The following is a 16,651-nucleotide window of genomic DNA, read 5'->3' on the forward strand; positions in this document are numbered from 1 at the left end:
CAGGAGCAGCTTGCGCAGATCGAAGGCATCGGGCCGGTGATCGCGGAAAGCATCGCCGTCTTCTTCCGTCAGCGCCAGACCAAGGCCCTGCTCGTGAAGCTGCGCCAGGCGGGGGTCATGCCGCCTCCGCGCGCGCCCGCCGCCGCGGGGGCCAGCCCGCTTGCGGGTAAGACCTTCGTCTTCACCGGCGAGCTGTCAGGCTGCACGCGCGAGCAGGCCCAGGAGCGGGTGCGCAGCCTCGGCGGCCGCGCCGTTGCCAGCGTCAGCAAGCGGACCGATTACGTCGTCGCCGGCGAATCCCCCGGCTCCAAGTACGACCAGGCCCGGCGCCTGGGCGTCACCATCCTCGACGAAGACGAGTTTCGCAAGTTGGTAGAGAGAGCCGTGTAGAACGTCTGCGGACGCGTTGGCAACGCATGCGGGCCGGCGAGGCGGGTCGCCGGTTCCGCGTGGCTAGGTCGCTCCGCGACCGCCACCCCGGCGGCTTCGCCGCCTAGGGGCCGGCAGGAACCGCGTTGGGGACGACCGAACTAATAGCCCGCGGGCGCCGTCTAACTGGCTGTAGGTGATGTGGCTAGGTCGCTCCGCGACCGCCACCCCGCCCCGAGGCAGTCGGGGCTAGGGGCCGGGCCCGGTTCGCGTTATCGTCAACGTAGCTTCTGGCACTCCGCGCTAACGGGGGAACCATGGAGTGAGAGCGGGGCACGCCGCGATGGGTGTTGGCCTGCGAGTCGCCGGGATCGCGCTGGGGATGCTGGTTGTCGGCGTCTCAAGCGCGCGAGCGGCGGACGTGCGCACGCGCATCACCTATGGTTTCGACGGAGTGGCCAGAACCGAGTACTGGTCCACGGTTGCGGTCGAGCTGGCGAACGACGGTCCCGAGCGGGAGGGGCTGCTGCTGCTGGCCCCGCTCGACCGGTCGGTCGCGCGCCGCTGCGAGAAGCGCGCATGTCTCGTGCGTCTGCCCCGCGGTTCGCAGCAGCGATACGACCTCTTCTGGCGCGACGCGAGTCGCATGGGCGCACGCCCGGCGGCGGTGTTCCCCGGCGCCGCCGCGCGCGAGGCGGCGATCACCCCGATTGACGAGTCCCAGACCATGCTCGTCGCTGTCGGCTTCGCCCCGGGCGCGCTGCAATTCCTGGCCAACACCAGGCGTATTCGCTTGACGCAGCACTCCTCTCGCGGCGGCACCCCTGCGGGGCCCGCGCCGCCCGGCGTGATTGTGCCCGTTCACGTGCGCCCCGAGCGCCTGCCCGAGTCCCCTTTGGCCTACTACCAGGCCGACCTGCTGGCGCTGGGGCCCCTGTTCGCCAGTGACCTCAGCGCCGCGACCCAGGCGGCGATCACCTCGTGGGTGCGCACGGGCGGCAACCTCGTCATCACCGGCGGCGCCGACGTCGCCCGGCTGCAACACCCATTCTTCGCCGGCCTGCTGCCGGTTGAAGGGCTAAGCTCTTCATCGGTGACGCTGCGCAGCGGGCTGGCGGCTTACGGTCCGGCGGTGTCGGAGCCCGCGGCGGTCGCCGTCGGCCTGCCCAAGCCCGGCACGCGAGTGCTGGCCCAGGAAGCGGGCGTGCCCATCATCGTGCGTGGGCGCGTCGGGTCCGGCACGGTGACCTTCTGGGCCTTCGATCCTTCACAGCCGCCGCTGGCCGCGTGGGGGGGGCAGGAGAAGCTGTGGCTCGACATGTTCGACGATCGCGCGCGCGTCTATTCTCTCGGCGACCTCATCGGCGCCTCTCTCTGGTACGGTTCTGGTACGGTTTACGGTTCCCAGTTGTCGACCTCGCTGCGCGGTGCCCTGACCGGCATCAAGCAGGTGCAGACGCCGCCCGTCATCGCGGTGTGGGGCTTCCTCGGCCTCTACTTCGTCTTGCTGATCCCGGTCAACTACTGGACGCTCGGGCGCCTGAAGCGGCGCGAGCTGGCATGGGCCACCACGCCCCTCATCGTTGCCGTGTTCTGCGCCGGCGCCTACGCCTTCGGCTACGCGGTCAAGGGCCCGCGGCTGCTGGTCAAGCAAGCGACGATCCTGGAGGCGGGGGAGGGCTCGTCCGAGGCGCTGGCGATGAGCCACTTCGGCGTTTTCTCGCCCGTGCGCCGGTCCTACGATATCCACGTCCGACTGCCCGGCGCCGTGGTGAGCGAGACCGGTGCCGATCCCTTCGGCCGATCCCAGGGCCCCGCCGCGGATGCCGGCGTCTTCCGCGATGAGCGCGAGGCCTGGGTGGAGAATGCCCGGATACCGATGTGGGGAATGAGAACCTTCGTCGCCAACGGCGTGGTGGAGCTGGGCGGTCCCATCCGCGCCGTCGTCCGATGCTCCCCCGCGGGCGACCTCACCGGATGGATCGAGAACGCCAGCCTGCAGACGCTGCGGGGGGCGTGCGTGGTGGTGCCGGTGCTGCCGGGGCCGACCGGAATGGTGCAGCTCGGGGACCTGCCCCCCGGCAAGAAGGTGCACCTCGACCTGGCCGTCCGCTCCGCCGGTAGTCTCTACCAGGTCGGGGTGCTGCTGGGGCACGCCGAGGCCTCCCTGATGGCGCCCGCCAAGACGCCGACCCAAGTGGCGCTGGTGTGCAGGCTTGCGCGCTCCCCCGTGATTGTGGAGGTGGGGCATGCGCGCGATTACGACAGTGAAACGTACATGCTCGTGCGGCTGCCGCTGCAGTAGCGCGTGCGCGGGGACCGGCGAACGACGCTGGGCGTGAACCTGATGCGGAGTCTGATCACGGACAACCCGGTGGTGCGGCGGGAGGCGCGGCTGCGGTTCTGGCGCACGTGGCCGCGGTACGTCAAGCTGGCGGCGCTGATCGGCTCCGCGGGGGGCGTCGCGCTCCTCGCAAAGTGGAGCCTGTGGTTCATCCCGGGGGGCAAGGGTAATGCCGCGAACGCATCGCTGCTGGTGATGTGGGGCGTCACCATGGCCGTGGCCGCCGCCCTGGTGGGCGCGCGCAGCGTCGCGGGGGAGCGCGAGGTGCGCACCTGGGAGCAGGTGATCATCACCCGCCTGCGGCCGCGGCACATCATCGCGGGCAAGGTGCTGGGAGTGATGTGGCAGGTCGCGGTCCCAGCCGGGGTGTTAGCGCCCGGCCTGTGGATATGGCTGCTGCACACGGATCATCTGATGGCCGGGCCCGCGCCTGATGTCTTGGCATTGCTGTTCGCTCCCGCGGGGCAGGTTGCAGGCTTCGGCTCCGGCTCCGGCTCCTATCCCGGCGCGTTCTGGCTGTTCGCGGCGTCGCTGCTGTGGATCGCCCAGGGGGCGGCCATCGGCGTCTTCGCCTCCCTGCGCTACCGCAGCACCGTCACCTCCGGTGCGGTAGCGCTGCTCCTGCTCGCGATCACGCTGGGGCTCGATCTGACGTTCCTCCTGTATGGGGGGTACATTCTGGCGTCCGACGTCTCCACGCTGGGGGTCGCGCAACTGGCGATCATCACCATCGTCGGATCGTTCGTCTTTCCGATCCTGCCCATCCTTATCATCATGGGGCTGGCCGCCTACGAGTTCGCCGAGTTCGACCGCTGGCTGCAGACGAGTGCGGCTGGCGCCGGGAGGTAACATGGCCGCCGTACTGGAGATGGCAGGGCTGACCAAGCGTTTCGGCGATGTAGTCGCGGTCAACGACCTGGCGCTGTCGCTGGCGCCGGGCGACTGCTTCGGCTTCATCGGCCCCAACGGCGCCGGCAAGACCACCACCATCCGCATCATCGCCACCTTGCTCGACCCCACCGCCGGCACGGTACGCGTGGACGGCGCCGATGTGCGCACCCAGGTGGAGTACGTCCGCAGCGTTGTCGGCTACATGCCGGATTTCTTCGGCGTCTATGACGACGTCACGGTGCTCGAGTACCTCGACTTCTTCGCCGCCGCGTACCGCATTCCGTTCGCGCGCCGCCGGCGCATCATTGACGACGTGCTGGAGCTCGCCGACCTCGGCGGCAAACGCGATACCTTTGTGGACGTTCTGTCGCGCGGCATGAAGCAGCGCCTGTGCCTGGCCAAGACCCTGGTGCACGACCCCAAGCTGCTGCTGCTGGACGAGCCCGCCTCCGGCCTCGACCCGCGCGCGCGCGTCGAGATCAAGGAGCTGCTGCGCGAGCTCACGCGCATGGGCAAGACGGTGTTCGTATCCTCGCACATCCTGCCCGAGCTGGCCGACATCTGCAATAAGATCGGCATTATCGAGCAGGGGCGGCTGCTGGTCAGCGGCGGGGTGCAGGAGATCATGCGCCAGGTGGTGGGCGCCGCCACCTTGCGCATCCGCACCGCCGACGGGGGCCTGGCGGCGGTGGTTGACTTCCTGCAAACTTATCCCGGCATCGCCTCCGCGCAAGTGCAGGATGACACGGTCGTCGCACACTGCGATAGCAGCGGCGTGGAGCAGGCGGCGCTGCTGCGCTGCCTGGTGGAGCGCGGTTTCCCCGTGGTCGCCTTCCACGAGACCGAGGCCGACCTGGAGGATGTCTTCATGCGCGTCACGCGCGGGATCGTGAGTTGACGATGGGTACGCGGTCCGCGATGGCCGACCGGCTGCACCTGTGGAGTCCGGTGCTGGTCAAGGAGCTGCGCACGCGCATGCGCGGCGCGCGCCCGGCGTGGCTGCAGGCGGGCTATGTCTTCGCCATGATGGTGGTGATGGGCTTCGCCTACGCTGCCAGCGCGGGACTCAGCGTCAACCCCTACGGCCCCATGGGCTTCCAGCTCGGGCGCACGCTGTACAAGGCGATACTCATCACCCAGGCGGTGCTGGTGGCGCTGATCGTGCCGGGCCTGACCGCGGGCGCGGTCTCCAGCGAGCTGGAGCAGAAGACCTATGACATGCTGGCCTCGACGCGCCTGCGTTCGCGGCAGGTCGTGCTGGGGAAGCTGCTCAGCGCGTGGCTGTTCGCCGCCCTGCTGCTGACGACCTCGCTGCCCCTGGCCGCCCTGTGCCTGCTGTTCGGCGGCGTGTCGCCGGCGGAAGTCCTCTGGAGCTACGGCTTGGCCGCCCTCACCGCGCTTCTGCTGGCGGCCATCGGCCTGTGGTGGAGCAGCCTGGTCGCCCGCAGCCTGGTCGCGGTGGTGGGCGCTTACGCGACCATGGGCGCCTTCATGATCGGCTCGGCGGTGCTCATCATCCTTCCCAATCCCATGCTTGGCAGCAGCTATCCTCCGGGCCCTTCGGTCTTCGCCGCGCTCAACCCGGTTGCGGCCGTCTTCTACGCGACCGAGACGCCGCCGGTCTACGGCCATCCCACGCCCGCGGGCGCGGCGGCCGCGGTGCTGCTGGTGCTGACGGCGCTGCTGCTTGCCGCCGCCGCGTCGCAGCGTCTGCCCCTGCTCGGCCGGCGATGCGGCATCAAGGTACGCGGGCTCATGCTGGTGCTATTCGTGATCTTCACCGCCCTGGCCGTCGGCAACCTCGGCGAGGGCCTGCGCGCGTCGCACGCCCCGGCGGACGTACGCCGCTCCATTGGCGTGGCGTTCTTCGCGCTCATCACCCTGGTCATGGCGCTTACCCCCGTGATCGCGGTCGGAGAGATCAACGATCCGCCGCGCGAAGGGTTCGCGCGCTGGCTGGCGGGTGGCCTGTCACCCCGCCGCTGGCTGCAGCCGCAGGTGCGTTCGGCGTTTCCCTTCCTCGCTTTGCTCGCGCTCGCCGGCGGCGGCATTATCCTCGGCGGGCTGCGATACTTCGTCCCCGCCTTGACCGCCGCTGGGCTGCGACCGCTTTGGGGAATGATCATCCTCACCATCGCCGCCACCTTCGGGCTGAGCATGGTGGGCATGTGGATGGCCCTCGCCATGCCCGGCTTTCGCGGCCGGGTGACGGTGGCTGTCGGCATAGTCATCACCTACCTGGTCACGCTGGTCGTCGCCGGCGGCGCCGCCGCCGCCGCGGCCTCCGGCGCCCCCATGCCGGGCGCGGCCCTGGTCCATCTCAATCCGGCGGTAGCGGCGCTATATCTGGCCGGCGTCTTTGCCTCCATCAAGGGCGTACACCTTTACAGCTCACTGCGAAGCGCGGTGACCGTCACCTCCGGCATCTACATCGCCGCGGGTCTGGTTGGGCTCGCGGGCGCGGGGACGAGTTTCCGTCGGCGGAGGCGAAAGGCAGCCGATGGCGACCAGGGCTGAAAATGCACCGGCAGAGGCTCCTGCTGCGATCCTGCTCGCGGCGGTGGGGCGCCTGCGCCGACGCGCGCGTTGGCTGCGCGCCGAGCGCGCCGCCAGCCGGGGGCTGGCGGCGGGTCTGGGCCTGGGCGCGGCGGTGCGCCTGCTCGAGATCGTCCACTTGGTCGCCCCCGCCGCGTGGTGGTATGCCGCGGTCGCGCTCGTTCCCGCGGTGGCGGCCTGGGCATGGAGCTTCACCCATCCGCCAGGCGCACTCGCGGTCGCGGCGGCGGCGGACGAGCGCCTGGGCATCAAGGATCGCAGCGCCAGCGCCGTCGCTCTGGGCGAGTCCGCACACCCCATGACCGCGGCCCTCATCGCCGACGCGGCGGAACACATCACGGCCGCGCCTCCGCGCCGGGTATTCAAGCGGCGGCTCGGGCGCCGCGTGTGGCCGCCCGCGGCGGCGGGCGCCGCCCTCGCGCTCGCGATCTTCCTGCCTCAATGGCCCGCCTTGCAGTCGGCGCAGGCGCGCACCGCTCGCGCCGAGCGCCGGGCCCAGGCCCAGCAACTCGAAGACCTGGCGGCGGAGCTCGAAAGACGCGCCGACCCCACGACCGAGGATCTCGCCAGACAGGTGGCGGAGAACCTGCGCCGGCTCGGCCGCGACCTGCGCAGCCCGGCGATGACCGAGAAGCGCGCCGTGATGCGCCTGAAGGAGACCGCCGCCCAGCTCGCCGCGGCGCGCGCCCAGATCGAGCAGGACTCGCCCAAGTCGCTCGCCCAGGCCGGCGCCGAGCTGTCTCGGCTCGCCGAGCAGCAGGTGGTGGCGAAGCAGGCCGACCGTCTGCGCGACTTGCGCGACCTGGCGCAGCTCAAACAGGCGGGGCTGAAGGAGGTCGAGACCCTGGAGCAACTGGCCGAGCTGCCGGCCCAGGACTTCGAGAAGTTCAAGCACTTGCCGCAGTTGAAAGGGCTGAGCGAGGAGCAGATGCGCCGGCTCGCGGAGCTGGCAAAGCGCGAGCGCGCACGCCAACTGTATGCGAACCTGGAGCTGCCGCAGGACCTCCTCGATGCCTTGAGCGAGCTGTTCGCCAAGGAGGACTACCTGTCCGCGCTGGAGCTGATGCAGACGGTGATGGAGAAGCTGGGCGAGCGGCTGGAGGCGCAGCAGGCGGGGAAGGCGCCCCCGCTCACCGACGAGGAGTTGAAACGCCTGCAAGCCGAGCTGAAGGAGCTGGCGGAGCTGCTGAAAAACACCAACCTGGACCAGCTGGCGCAGAGGCTGCGCGCGACGGCGGAGAGGCTGTCGCGGATGGACATCGAGGAGCTGCTGAAGCGGCTGAAGGAATGCGAGAGCTGCGCAGGATGCCAGGGATGCCGGGCCGGGCTGGGGCTGCTGCCGGGGCTGGGGGCGGGCATGGGCCTGGTCCCGGGCGTAGGCAGCGGCATCGGTCCCGGCATCGGTCCCGGCGACAGCCGCAGCCGCTACCAGCCCGGGATGGTGGACCGGCCCACGGGCAGTCCCCAGCGCACGACGGTGCCGCTGAGCGACGTCAATATCCGCGGCCAGTTCGGGGACCGGGGCGACGTCGCGGCGACTGAAGTCTATGTCCCCCCCTCGTCCGGCGGGGAGCGGGGCAAGGTGCCGTACTTCCGCGTCTTGCCGAGCTATCGCGAGCGGGCGGAGGATGCGCTGCGGCGGGAGGAAGTGCCGCCGGAGCAGCGGGCGCGGGTCAAGCGGTATTTCGACGCGCTGACCGCGGAATGAACGGAGAGAGCGAAATGGATGAGGCAGCGCAGGCGCAGGCGCAGGCGGAGCGGTTTCGCGCGGATTTCGCGTCGCTGCGCGGCGCCGTCGCGCGGGTGATCGTCGGCATGGAGGGAATCGTGGACGGCACGCTGGCGGCGCTCTTCGCGGGCGGGCACGTGCTGCTGGAGGGCGTCCCCGGGCTGGGCAAGACCCTGCTGGTGCGCACCCTGGCGCAGGCGCTGCATCTCGAGTTCTCGCGCATCCAGTTCACCCCCGACCTCATGCCCGCGGACATCACCGGCACCAACATCCTCTACGAAAGCGACAGCGGCGGGCGCCAGTTCCGCTTCGAGCCGGGGCCGGTGTTCGCCAACATCGTCCTCGCCGACGAGATCAACCGCGCCACGCCCAAGACGCAGTCGGCCCTGCTGGAGGCGATGCAGGAGCACTCCGTCACCGTCGCGGGCACCGGGCGCCGGCTGGAGGAGCCGTTCTTGGTGCTGGCGACGCAGAACCCGATCGAGATGGAGGGCACCTATCCCCTGCCGGAGGCGCAGCTCGATCGCTTCCTGTTCAAGCTGCTGGTGCCGTTCCCGAGCCTGGAGCAACTCGGGGTCATCATGGATCGCACCACCTCCGCGTCCGAGCCCACGGTGGAGCCGGTGCTGACCGGGGCGCGCGTGCTGGAGATGATGCGCCTGGTGCGGTCGGTGCCAATCGCGCCCCACGTGCAGGAGCTTGCGATGCGGGTGGTGCTGGCGACGCACCCGGACCAGGAGTCGGCGCCGGAGAGCGTGCGGCGCTACGTGCGCTACGGCGCGAGCCCGCGGGCAGGGCAGGCGCTGGTGCTGGGGGGCAAGGTGCAGGCGCTGCTGGACCGCCGCTACAACGTCGCCGTGGCCGACCTGCGCGCGGTGGCCGCGGCGGCGCTGCGCCATCGCCTGGTGCTCAATTTCGAGGGCGAGGCGGATGCCGTCGCCCCCGACCTCCTGGTCGCCGACGCGCTGAAAACCGCGGCCGTCGCCCACCCCGCGTTGGAAGTATGATCGTGGCCGATACGCACCCCGCCAGCGCACCCGCGCCGCCCCGCGAGGGCGCAGCCGAAGTGGCTAGGGCTTTGCCCGCCACGGCGGCCGCAGGCCTAGCCGCCCTGCTCTCGCCCGGGTTCCTGCGCAGCCTGGAGCGCCTGCGCCTGGTGTCGCGGCGCACCTTCCTCGGCCGCCAGCGCGGGGAACGCCGCAGCCCGCGTCGCGGCGCCTCGGTCGAGTTCGCCGATTTCCGCAACTACGTCCCGGGCGACGACCCGCGCCATCTCGATTGGAATGCATGTGCGCGCCTGTCGCGCCTGTTTCTCAAGCTCTTCGTCGAGGAGGAGGACCTCTACGTAACCGTGCTGGTGGACACCAGCGAATCCATGTCGTTCGGCGAGCCGAGCAAGGCCTGGTGCGCGCGGCAGGCGGCGGCGGCCATCGCCTATGTCGGGCTGTGCAGCCTCGATCGCCTGTCGGTCTATGGATTCGCGCCGCGGCTGGGGGAGCGCCTGGGGCCGCTGCGGGGGCGCGGGTGCGCGCCCCAGTGCCTGCGCTGGTTGGCTGAGCTGCCGGTCGGCGGCGCCACCGACCTCGCGGGCGCGCTCAAGGCGTTTGCGGTGCGGGCGGTCAAGCCGGGGGTGGCGGTGGTGATCTCCGACTTCCTGGCGCCCGACTACCAGCAGGGGCTCAAGGCGCTGATCCAACGGCGCCACGATGTGACCGCCCTGCAGGTGCTGGCGCCGGAGGAGATCGCTCCGGGGCTGGCCGGCGACCTGCGCCTGATAGATGCCGAGACGGGTGAGGCGCGTGAAATCAGCATCACCCGGGGGCTGCTGCGCGAGTACGGCCGGCGGCTGGACGAGCACCAGTCCGGCTTCCACCGTTTCTGCCTGCGCTACGGCATCAACGGCGTGCAACTGGTCGCCGGCGAGTCGTTCGAGGAGCTGGCGCTGCGCGCACTGTGGCGGCAGCGGCTGGTGACCTGACATGCATCTTCTCGCGCCAGGCGCGCTGTTATGGGCGATCCCCGTCATCGCCGCCATCATCGTCCTCTACCTCTTCCGCCTGCGGCGCCAGGACCGGCGCGTGTCCTCCCTCATGCTGTGGGGGCGGGCGCTGCAAGAGATGCAGGCCAATGCGCCCTTTCGCCGCTTGCGCGCCACCTGGCTGATGGCGCTCCAGATCGCCGCGGCGCTGGCGCTATTGGCGGCGCTGGCGCGGCCCTATCGCACGGTGGCGGGGGTCTCGGGGCGCTGCATCGCGGTGGTGCTTGACGCCTCCGCCAGCATGGGGGCGACCGATGTTCGCCCTTCGCGCTTCGAGCGCGCCAAGGCCGAAACGCGGAAACTTATCGAGGGGCTGGGGCGTGACGACGAGCTGTCGCTGGTGGTGGCGGGGGCCCCGACCCGGGTGGCGGCGCCGCTGACCTGCGATAAGTCGGCGCTGCGCGCGGCGCTGCGCGGCATCGCTGTCACCGACTGCCCGGCGCGGGCCGACGAGGCGGTGCGGCTTGGCCTGTCGCTCATCCGCGGGCGAGACGGCGGGCGAGTGGTAATGCTGAGCGACGGAGGCTTTGGCGAGATTGAGGCGGCCGGCGATCCCGCGACGGTCTCCTTCGTGCGCATCGGCGAGGACGACGACAACGTCGCCATCACCGCGCTCGATGCGCGTGCGGGGCCGGACGGACGCCCGCTGGTGCTGGCGGCGGTGCGCAACTTCTCTGCGCGCGAGCGGTCCCTCGACCTCGAGATCGAGGCCGACGGCAAGCTGGTGGACGTGCGGCGCTTGCGCCTGGCGGCGGGCCGGGAACTGTCGCAGGTGTTCGCGGCGCCCGCGGGCGCATCGCGCGTGGCGGTGCGGCTGGAGGTGAATGACCACCTCGCGGCCGACAACCAGGCGCATCTGCTGCTGGCTGCCGGCAAGCAGGCGCGGGGGCTGCTGCTGACCCGCGGCAACCTCTTCCTCCAGCACGCGTTGGCGCTCGATCCCCGCGTCTCATTTGTGCGCTCCGCCGCCCCGGAGTCCGCCAACAGCGGATCGTACGATCTCTTTGTATGCGACCGCATGCGCCCGGCCGAGCTGCCCGCGCGCGGCGGTTTCGTCTTCATCGGTGCCGCGGGCGCGGGGGCGCCGGTCACGGCCACGGGGAGCGTGCGGCACCCGCAGGTCACGCGCTGGGAACGCGACCACCCCATCACCCGCGCGGTTGATTTCTCCGAGTTGAGCATTGACCGGGCGCAGGTCGCCGCGCCGCTGGACTGGGGCCGGCCGCTGGTGTTCGCGCGCGATACCCCGCTGGTGGTGGTGGGCGAGCGCGACGGCGTCCGCGCCATTTACCTGGCGTGGGATCTGCTCGATTCCGATTTTGTCCTGCGCGTCGGCTTCCCCATCTTCGTCGGCAACTGCATCGGCTGGCTGACCGGTGATGTGGGCGTGGCCGCGCTCGCCAACATGCGCACCGGGCAGGTGTGGGCGCTGACCCCGCCGGCGAGCTCGACCCTTGAGCTGACGACGCCGGGGGGCCAGACGACACGGGCGACGGCGAGCGGCGGGGCGGTCGCGCTGAGGCTCGAGCGGGTGGGCGTCTACGAGGCGCGGGCGGGCGCATATCGAGCCGTCGCCGCTGCCAACCTGCTCGACGCAAGCGAGTCCGACATCGCCCCGCGCGATGCCCTCAACCTCTCCGGCGCGCGCGTGGGCACGGCCGGCGAGCGCCCGCAGCGCACCCAGGAGTACTGGCGCTGGGCGGTGCTGGCGGTGCTGGCGCTGTTCACCGTCGAGTGGTTCGTTTATCACAGGCGCATCTGACCGTGGGAATCGCATTCACCCATCCCTGGTACCTGGCGCTGCTGCCGCCGTTGGCGGCGGTGTGCTGGTGGGCCGCGCGTGGGAGCCTGGCCGGGCTGAGCCGCGGTCGCCGCCGCGTCGCCCTGGGCCTGCGCCTGGTCGCGCTGGGGCTGCTGGTGGCGGCGCTGGCGGGGCTGCAGGCGGTCTATCACACGCGCGCTATGGGGGTGGTGTTTGCGCTCGACGTCTCGCGCAGCGTGGACGCGCAGGCACAAGCGCGCGCGCTCGACTACATCGCGCGGGCGGTGCGAGAGATGCGCTCCGAGGATCGCGCGGCGCTGGTCGTGTTCGGCGGCGAGCCGTCACTGGAAGTCTCGGCGGCGGCGCGGCCCCGGGTGACCACCATTCACTCGCGGCCGCCGGCGGACGAGACCGACATCGCGGCGGCGCTGCGGCTGGCGTTCGCGGTGCTGCCGCCGCGCTGCGGCAAGCGAGTGGTGCTGCTGTCGGACGGCATCGAGACCCGTGGGGACGCGCTGGATCAGGCGCTGTCGGCGCAGGCGATGGGGATCGAGGTCAGCTGTGTCAGCCTCTCGAGCCGACCGCAGCGGGAGCTGCTGGTGGAGGAGATGACGGCGCCGCCGCAGGTGCGGGTGGGGGAGCCGTTCGACCTGCGCGTCGTGGTGTCGGCGACGAGCGAGACCGAGGTGACGCTGCGCGCCTACCGCGATGGCGCGCCGGTGGAGGCGCGCGCGGTGCGCTTGGCCCCCGGCAGGAACGTCTTGGCGCTGACCCAGAGCATTGACCGGCCCGGGTTCCACCGCTTCCAGGTGCTGCTGGACAGCGACCACGATGCCTACCCCGAGAATAACCGCGGACTGGCGTTCACCACCGTGCGCGGCAAGCCGCGGGTGCTCTATGTCGAGGGGGAGGCGCAGATGGCCGCGCCGCTGCGCCAGGCGCTGGCAGAGCACGACATCGCGGTGGACGTGGTAGGGCTGGCGGGCATCCCCAAGACGGCGGCGGAGCTTGCCGCCTACGACGCGGTGCTGTTCTCGGAGGTGCCGGCGATGGCGCTGCACCCGGAGCAGATGAAGCTGATCCAGCGCGCGGTGTCGGACCTCGGGATCGGCTTTGGCATGTTGGGCGGGGAATACGGTTTCGGCGCCGGCGGGTACTTCAAGACGCCGATTGAGGACGTGTTGCCGGTCAACATGTCCATCCGCAAGTACCGGGTATTCCCGGCGGCGGCGGTGGTGCTGGTGATGGACACCTCCGGCAGCACCGGCATGATGGAGGGGGGCCAGCCCAAGATCCGCCTGGAGGCGGAGGCGGCCATCGCCGCCGTCGAATCGCTGCAGGACAGCGACCAGGTCGCGGTGGTGGTCAGCGGCCAGGGTTCCACCGTGCTCGCGCCGCTGCGGCGCGCCCGCCAGCGCGCCGACATCATCAGCGATATCGCGCGCATGCAGAGCGGCGGCGGGGGCATCTACTGTCGCCCCTCCCTGGAGCAGGCCTATAGCATCTTGCGCAGCGCGGAGGCACGCACCAAGCACGTCGTCATGCTCGCCGACGGCGATGATTGCGACGAGCAGGAGGGCTGTATCGCGATGGCCGCCGCGATGAACCGGGAGAAGATCACCACCACCGCCATCGCCTTCGGTCAGGGCAAGGATGTCGGGTTCCTCCAGGGCCTGGCGGCGGCCGGCGGCGGCAGCTTCTACCTGGCGACAGCCGGGCACCAGCTCCCGCGCATCTTCACCCGCGACATCCTACTCAGCTCCCGCTCCCTCATCGTCGAGGAGCCGTTCGTGCCCGAGGTGCGCCGCCACGAGACGGTCGCGGGCATCAACTGGGGGCAGGCGCCGCCGCTGCTGGGCTATGTCGCGACCGCGCCCAAGCCGCTGGCATCGGTGCCGCTCAGCACCCCCCAGGGCGACCCGCTGTTCGCCGCCTGGCGCTATGGCCTGGGGCGCTCCATCGCGTTCACCTCGGACGCGCGAGCGCGCTGGGGAGCGCACTGGCTGGGGTGGGATGGCTATGGCAAGTTCTGGCCGCAGGCGGTGCGCTGGATGATGCGCCTGAGCCGCGACTCCGGCCTGCGCCCAACGGTGAAGATTGACCGCGGCGAGGGAACCGTGGCGGTGGACGCCCTCACCTCCACCGGGGAGTTCCGCGATTTCCTCCAGCTCCAGGCCAAGGTCGTCGCCCCGGACCCCGACTCGTCGGGGCAAACGCTCGATCTGAAACAAACCGCCCCCGGCCGCTACGAAGCCAAGTTCACCGCCGGCGCGGTAGGTCAATACGTGGTCAGCGTCACCGAAGCCGGCGCCGCGGTGGCGACCGCTGGAGCGGCCGTGCCCTTCCCGGCCGAATACCGCCGGCTCGAACCCGACCGTCACCTGCTGAGCGAGCTCGCGCGGCGCACGGGCGGCAAGGTTGACTTGAAGCCGAAGCGCGTCTTTGAGCCCGCTGCGGCCGCGCGCTACCCGCAAGACCTGTGGCACTGGCTGCTAGCAGCCGCGCTGGTGCTGTGGCCGCTGGACATCGCCGTGCGGCGGCTGGTCATCAGCTGGGCGCAGCTCGCGCAAGGGGTTGCGGGATTGCGGGCGAGGCTGAGGCGGGAGCCACACGTGGCGCCGGCGCCAACCAGCGCGCTGCTCGACCGTACGCGACGGGTGCGCGTGGGGCACGCGCGCGCCCAGGGGGCGGTCCCGCCCGTCGCGACCGGGGTGCCGCGTCCCCCGCCCGCGGTTGCGGAGCGTCCGTCGGCGCCACCTCCAGGGAAGCCTGTCGTCGCCGAAGCGCAGGCCGAGGAAACGGCAGCCGCGCCCGCGGCCGCCCAGGGCCTTGATACCACCGGCCGCCTGGTCTCCTCCAAGCGCCGCCGCCACAGCGAGCGCGACGGCGAGGAGACGAGCTGATCCCGCGGCTTTGCCGCCGCCCAGGATAGCAAGGGTTTGTCCCGTCTATCCGAGATCATGCATTCCGAGCATGAAGCGTTCACCCCACGAGTGATCTCGGTCTATGCAGCCGCTCCGCACCAGGACGCCGCCAGGGTCGCATAGACCCCGGTCAGCGTCAGCAGGTCGGCGGTCTCCACCCACTCGTCGGGCGCGTGCAAGTTGCCGCCGCGCGGGCCCAGCAGCAGGCAGGGCATCGGTCCCACCTCGCCGTAGAGCCCCAGGTCGCAGGAGAACGGCGCGCCGCCGATGGCGGGAGGGCGCCCCGCGTATCGCTCGAAGGCGGCGACGGTCGCGCTGACGCCGAGGCTATCCGACGGAGTTTCCCACGGCTGGACGAAGTGGTGGGTCGGCTGCAGCTCCAACCTGAACGGCGTCAATTCCGGGTCGGCGGCGCCATGTTCCCGCCAGAAGGCGCGGAAGCGGAGATAGAATTCCTCCTCGGTCATGCCGGGGTGGCACCACACGATCCATGCCAGCGTGGCCTGCAGCGGCGTCCCCATCTGCGCGAACTCGCCGCGGCGGGTGGTGTCCAGGCGCCACAGCAGGACGTTCAGCTCCTTGCCCGGAGCAGCGAACAGCGGGTGATGGTTTTGCGCGCGCCACTGCTCCTGCCACCGGCGAAAAAGCGCGATCGCGCGCGCCGCACCGTGGAGGGGATTGGGAATGGCGGCACCCGTGTAGGGCATGCCGGCAGCGCCGGCAATAGTCAGCTCGCCCAGGAAGGCCCCCAGGCAGGCGGGGCAGACCTCCATGCGCGTGGGCTCGCCGATGACCGCCAGGTCCGCGCGCGGGCCGCGCAGCCGCGCCGCCAGGGCGCCGTTGCCGCTCGCGAACTCCTCGTCCACCAAGCTCTCGAAGAGGAGGTCGCCCGCCGGCTCGAAGCCGAGATCTTGCAGCACCCGCAGCGCCCAAAAGGCCGCGGCCAGGCCGCCCTTCATGTCCGCGGCCCCCCGGCCGTAGAGGCGCCCGTCCTTGACCACGGGCGCGAACGGGCGGCACACCTTCCAGTCGTCCGGCTCGTAGGGGGCGACGTCCACGTGCCCGCTCAGCAGCAGGCGGCGGCCGCCGCTGCGCTCCCCCCGCCAGCGCGCGACCACGTTGCGGCGGCCCTGGCCGTAGGTGCGGCCGCACAGCCATGCCGGATGCTCGGCGACCCCCGGCACCTCATCAGGCGCGAAGAGGTCCACCTCCCAGCCCTGCGCGCGGCACGCGCCCGCGATGAACTCCTGAGCGGGGCCCTCGTCGCCCGCGGGGGGGCGGTTCTCACTGGGGAAACGGACCAGCTCCTGGGTCCACCCGACGATGTCATCGGCGCGGCGGGCGACCGCGTCACGGATCGCCTCGGGGCCGACCGCGCTCATAGCACGATGATCTCGCGGCGGTAGCTGGTCAACTCGCGCACGCCGTCGTCGGTGACGATGATCCCATCCTCGTAGCGCAGGCCGTGTTCGCCGTCGGAGAGCCAGATGTCCACGTTGAAAACCATGTTGCGCTGGATGATAAAGTCGGCGCTGCGCGCCAGCCACAGGCCCTCGACCTCGGTGCTGCCGGTGCCGTGCGCCGGCCCGTAGAGGGTGAACTCCTCGAAGCCGTAGCGCGCCAGGAGGTCGTGGTAGCCGGCGAACACCGCGCGCGCCGCGACCCCGGGGCCGATAGCGCCGAGGGCGTAGTGCATGGCCTCCAGGGCCACTTCCTGCAGCTTGCGGGCGGCGGCGGGGGGCACGCCGATGGAGAACGGCCGGCACATGTTGCCGCAGTAGCCCATGTACTTGGCGCCGAAGGTGAACTGCGCCAAATCGTTGCGCTCGATGGCGCGGTCCGTGGAACGACAGAGGCTGAGGCGGGTGTTGGGGCCGGAGCAGACCCAGGCGGGATAGGCCATCCCCTCGGCCCCCAGCTCGAGCATGACGGTGCGAGCCACGGCTTCCAGCTCCCACTCGCGCTGGCCGGGGGCGGCGGCGGCGAGCGCCGCCTGCATAGCCTGCTCGGTGATATGGTAGGCCTCGACGATGTACGG

The 16,651-nt window shown here is 71.1% G+C and carries 12 protein-coding genes; 10 read left to right on the top strand and 2 right to left on the bottom strand.

The window, feature by feature from the left end:
- From VM221_08535 to VM221_08580, 10 genes are all read left to right on the top strand, one after another.
- The coding region (locus VM221_08535) for a BRCT domain-containing protein (GenBank protein HUT74865.1) at positions 1-390 on the top strand (390 nt) is incomplete at its 5' end.
- A gap of 301 nt (positions 391-691) precedes the next feature.
- Positions 692-2,674, top strand: a complete 1,983-nt coding sequence (locus VM221_08540) for a hypothetical protein (GenBank protein HUT74866.1) — start codon at positions 692-694, stop codon at positions 2,672-2,674.
- A 42-nt stretch (positions 2,675-2,716) separates the two neighbouring features.
- A complete protein-coding gene (locus tag VM221_08545) occupies positions 2,717-3,562 on the top strand; it encodes a hypothetical protein (protein HUT74867.1) in 846 nt (281 codons plus the stop codon).
- Position 3,563: 1 nt separating this feature from the next.
- Positions 3,564-4,502 (top strand): ABC transporter ATP-binding protein, encoded by a 939-nt coding sequence (locus tag VM221_08550; GenBank protein ID HUT74868.1) that lies wholly within the window; start codon positions 3,564-3,566, stop codon positions 4,500-4,502.
- Between the two features lie 2 nt (positions 4,503-4,504).
- On the top strand, positions 4,505-6,121 hold the full coding sequence (locus VM221_08555; protein HUT74869.1) for an ABC transporter permease: 1,617 nt from the start codon (positions 4,505-4,507) through the stop codon (positions 6,119-6,121).
- Positions 6,105-7,868, top strand: a complete 1,764-nt coding sequence (locus tag VM221_08560; protein HUT74870.1) for a hypothetical protein — start codon at positions 6,105-6,107, stop codon at positions 7,866-7,868. Before VM221_08555 ends, VM221_08560 begins: the two co-directional genes overlap by 17 nt.
- 14 nt (positions 7,869-7,882) lie before the next feature.
- Positions 7,883-8,896 carry an AAA family ATPase gene (locus VM221_08565; GenBank protein HUT74871.1) on the top strand — a complete coding sequence of 338 codons (1,014 nt, stop codon included), beginning with the start codon at positions 7,883-7,885 and terminating at the stop codon, positions 8,894-8,896.
- Positions 8,897-8,898: 2 nt separating this feature from the next.
- Positions 8,899-9,867: a DUF58 domain-containing protein gene (locus VM221_08570; protein ID HUT74872.1), complete on the top strand. Its 969-nt coding sequence runs from the start codon at positions 8,899-8,901 to the stop codon at positions 9,865-9,867.
- 1 nt (position 9,868) lies between these two features.
- On the top strand, positions 9,869-11,689 hold the full coding sequence (locus VM221_08575; protein ID HUT74873.1) for a BatA and WFA domain-containing protein: 1,821 nt from the start codon (positions 9,869-9,871) through the stop codon (positions 11,687-11,689).
- 2 nt (positions 11,690-11,691) lie between these two features.
- The gene (locus VM221_08580; protein HUT74874.1) at positions 11,692-14,592 is read left to right on the top strand and encodes a VWA domain-containing protein; all 2,901 of its coding nucleotides are present in this window, start codon (positions 11,692-11,694) and stop codon (positions 14,590-14,592) included.
- A 101-nt stretch (positions 14,593-14,693) separates the two neighbouring features.
- On the opposite strand, the gene VM221_08585 is transcribed toward VM221_08580, so the two are convergent.
- Together VM221_08585 and VM221_08590 are read right to left on the bottom strand one after the other, a co-directional pair.
- On the bottom strand, positions 14,694-15,995 hold the full coding sequence (locus VM221_08585) for a M20/M25/M40 family metallo-hydrolase (GenBank protein ID HUT74875.1): 1,302 nt from the start codon (positions 15,993-15,995) through the stop codon (positions 14,694-14,696).
- Positions 15,992-16,651 (bottom strand): M24 family metallopeptidase (locus VM221_08590; protein HUT74876.1); only part of this gene is annotated, 660 nt, incomplete at its 5' end. The genes VM221_08585 and VM221_08590, both read right to left, overlap by 4 nt.

It is taken from the genome of Armatimonadota bacterium, assembly GCA_035527535.1.
Lineage (GTDB): Bacteria > Armatimonadota > Hebobacteria.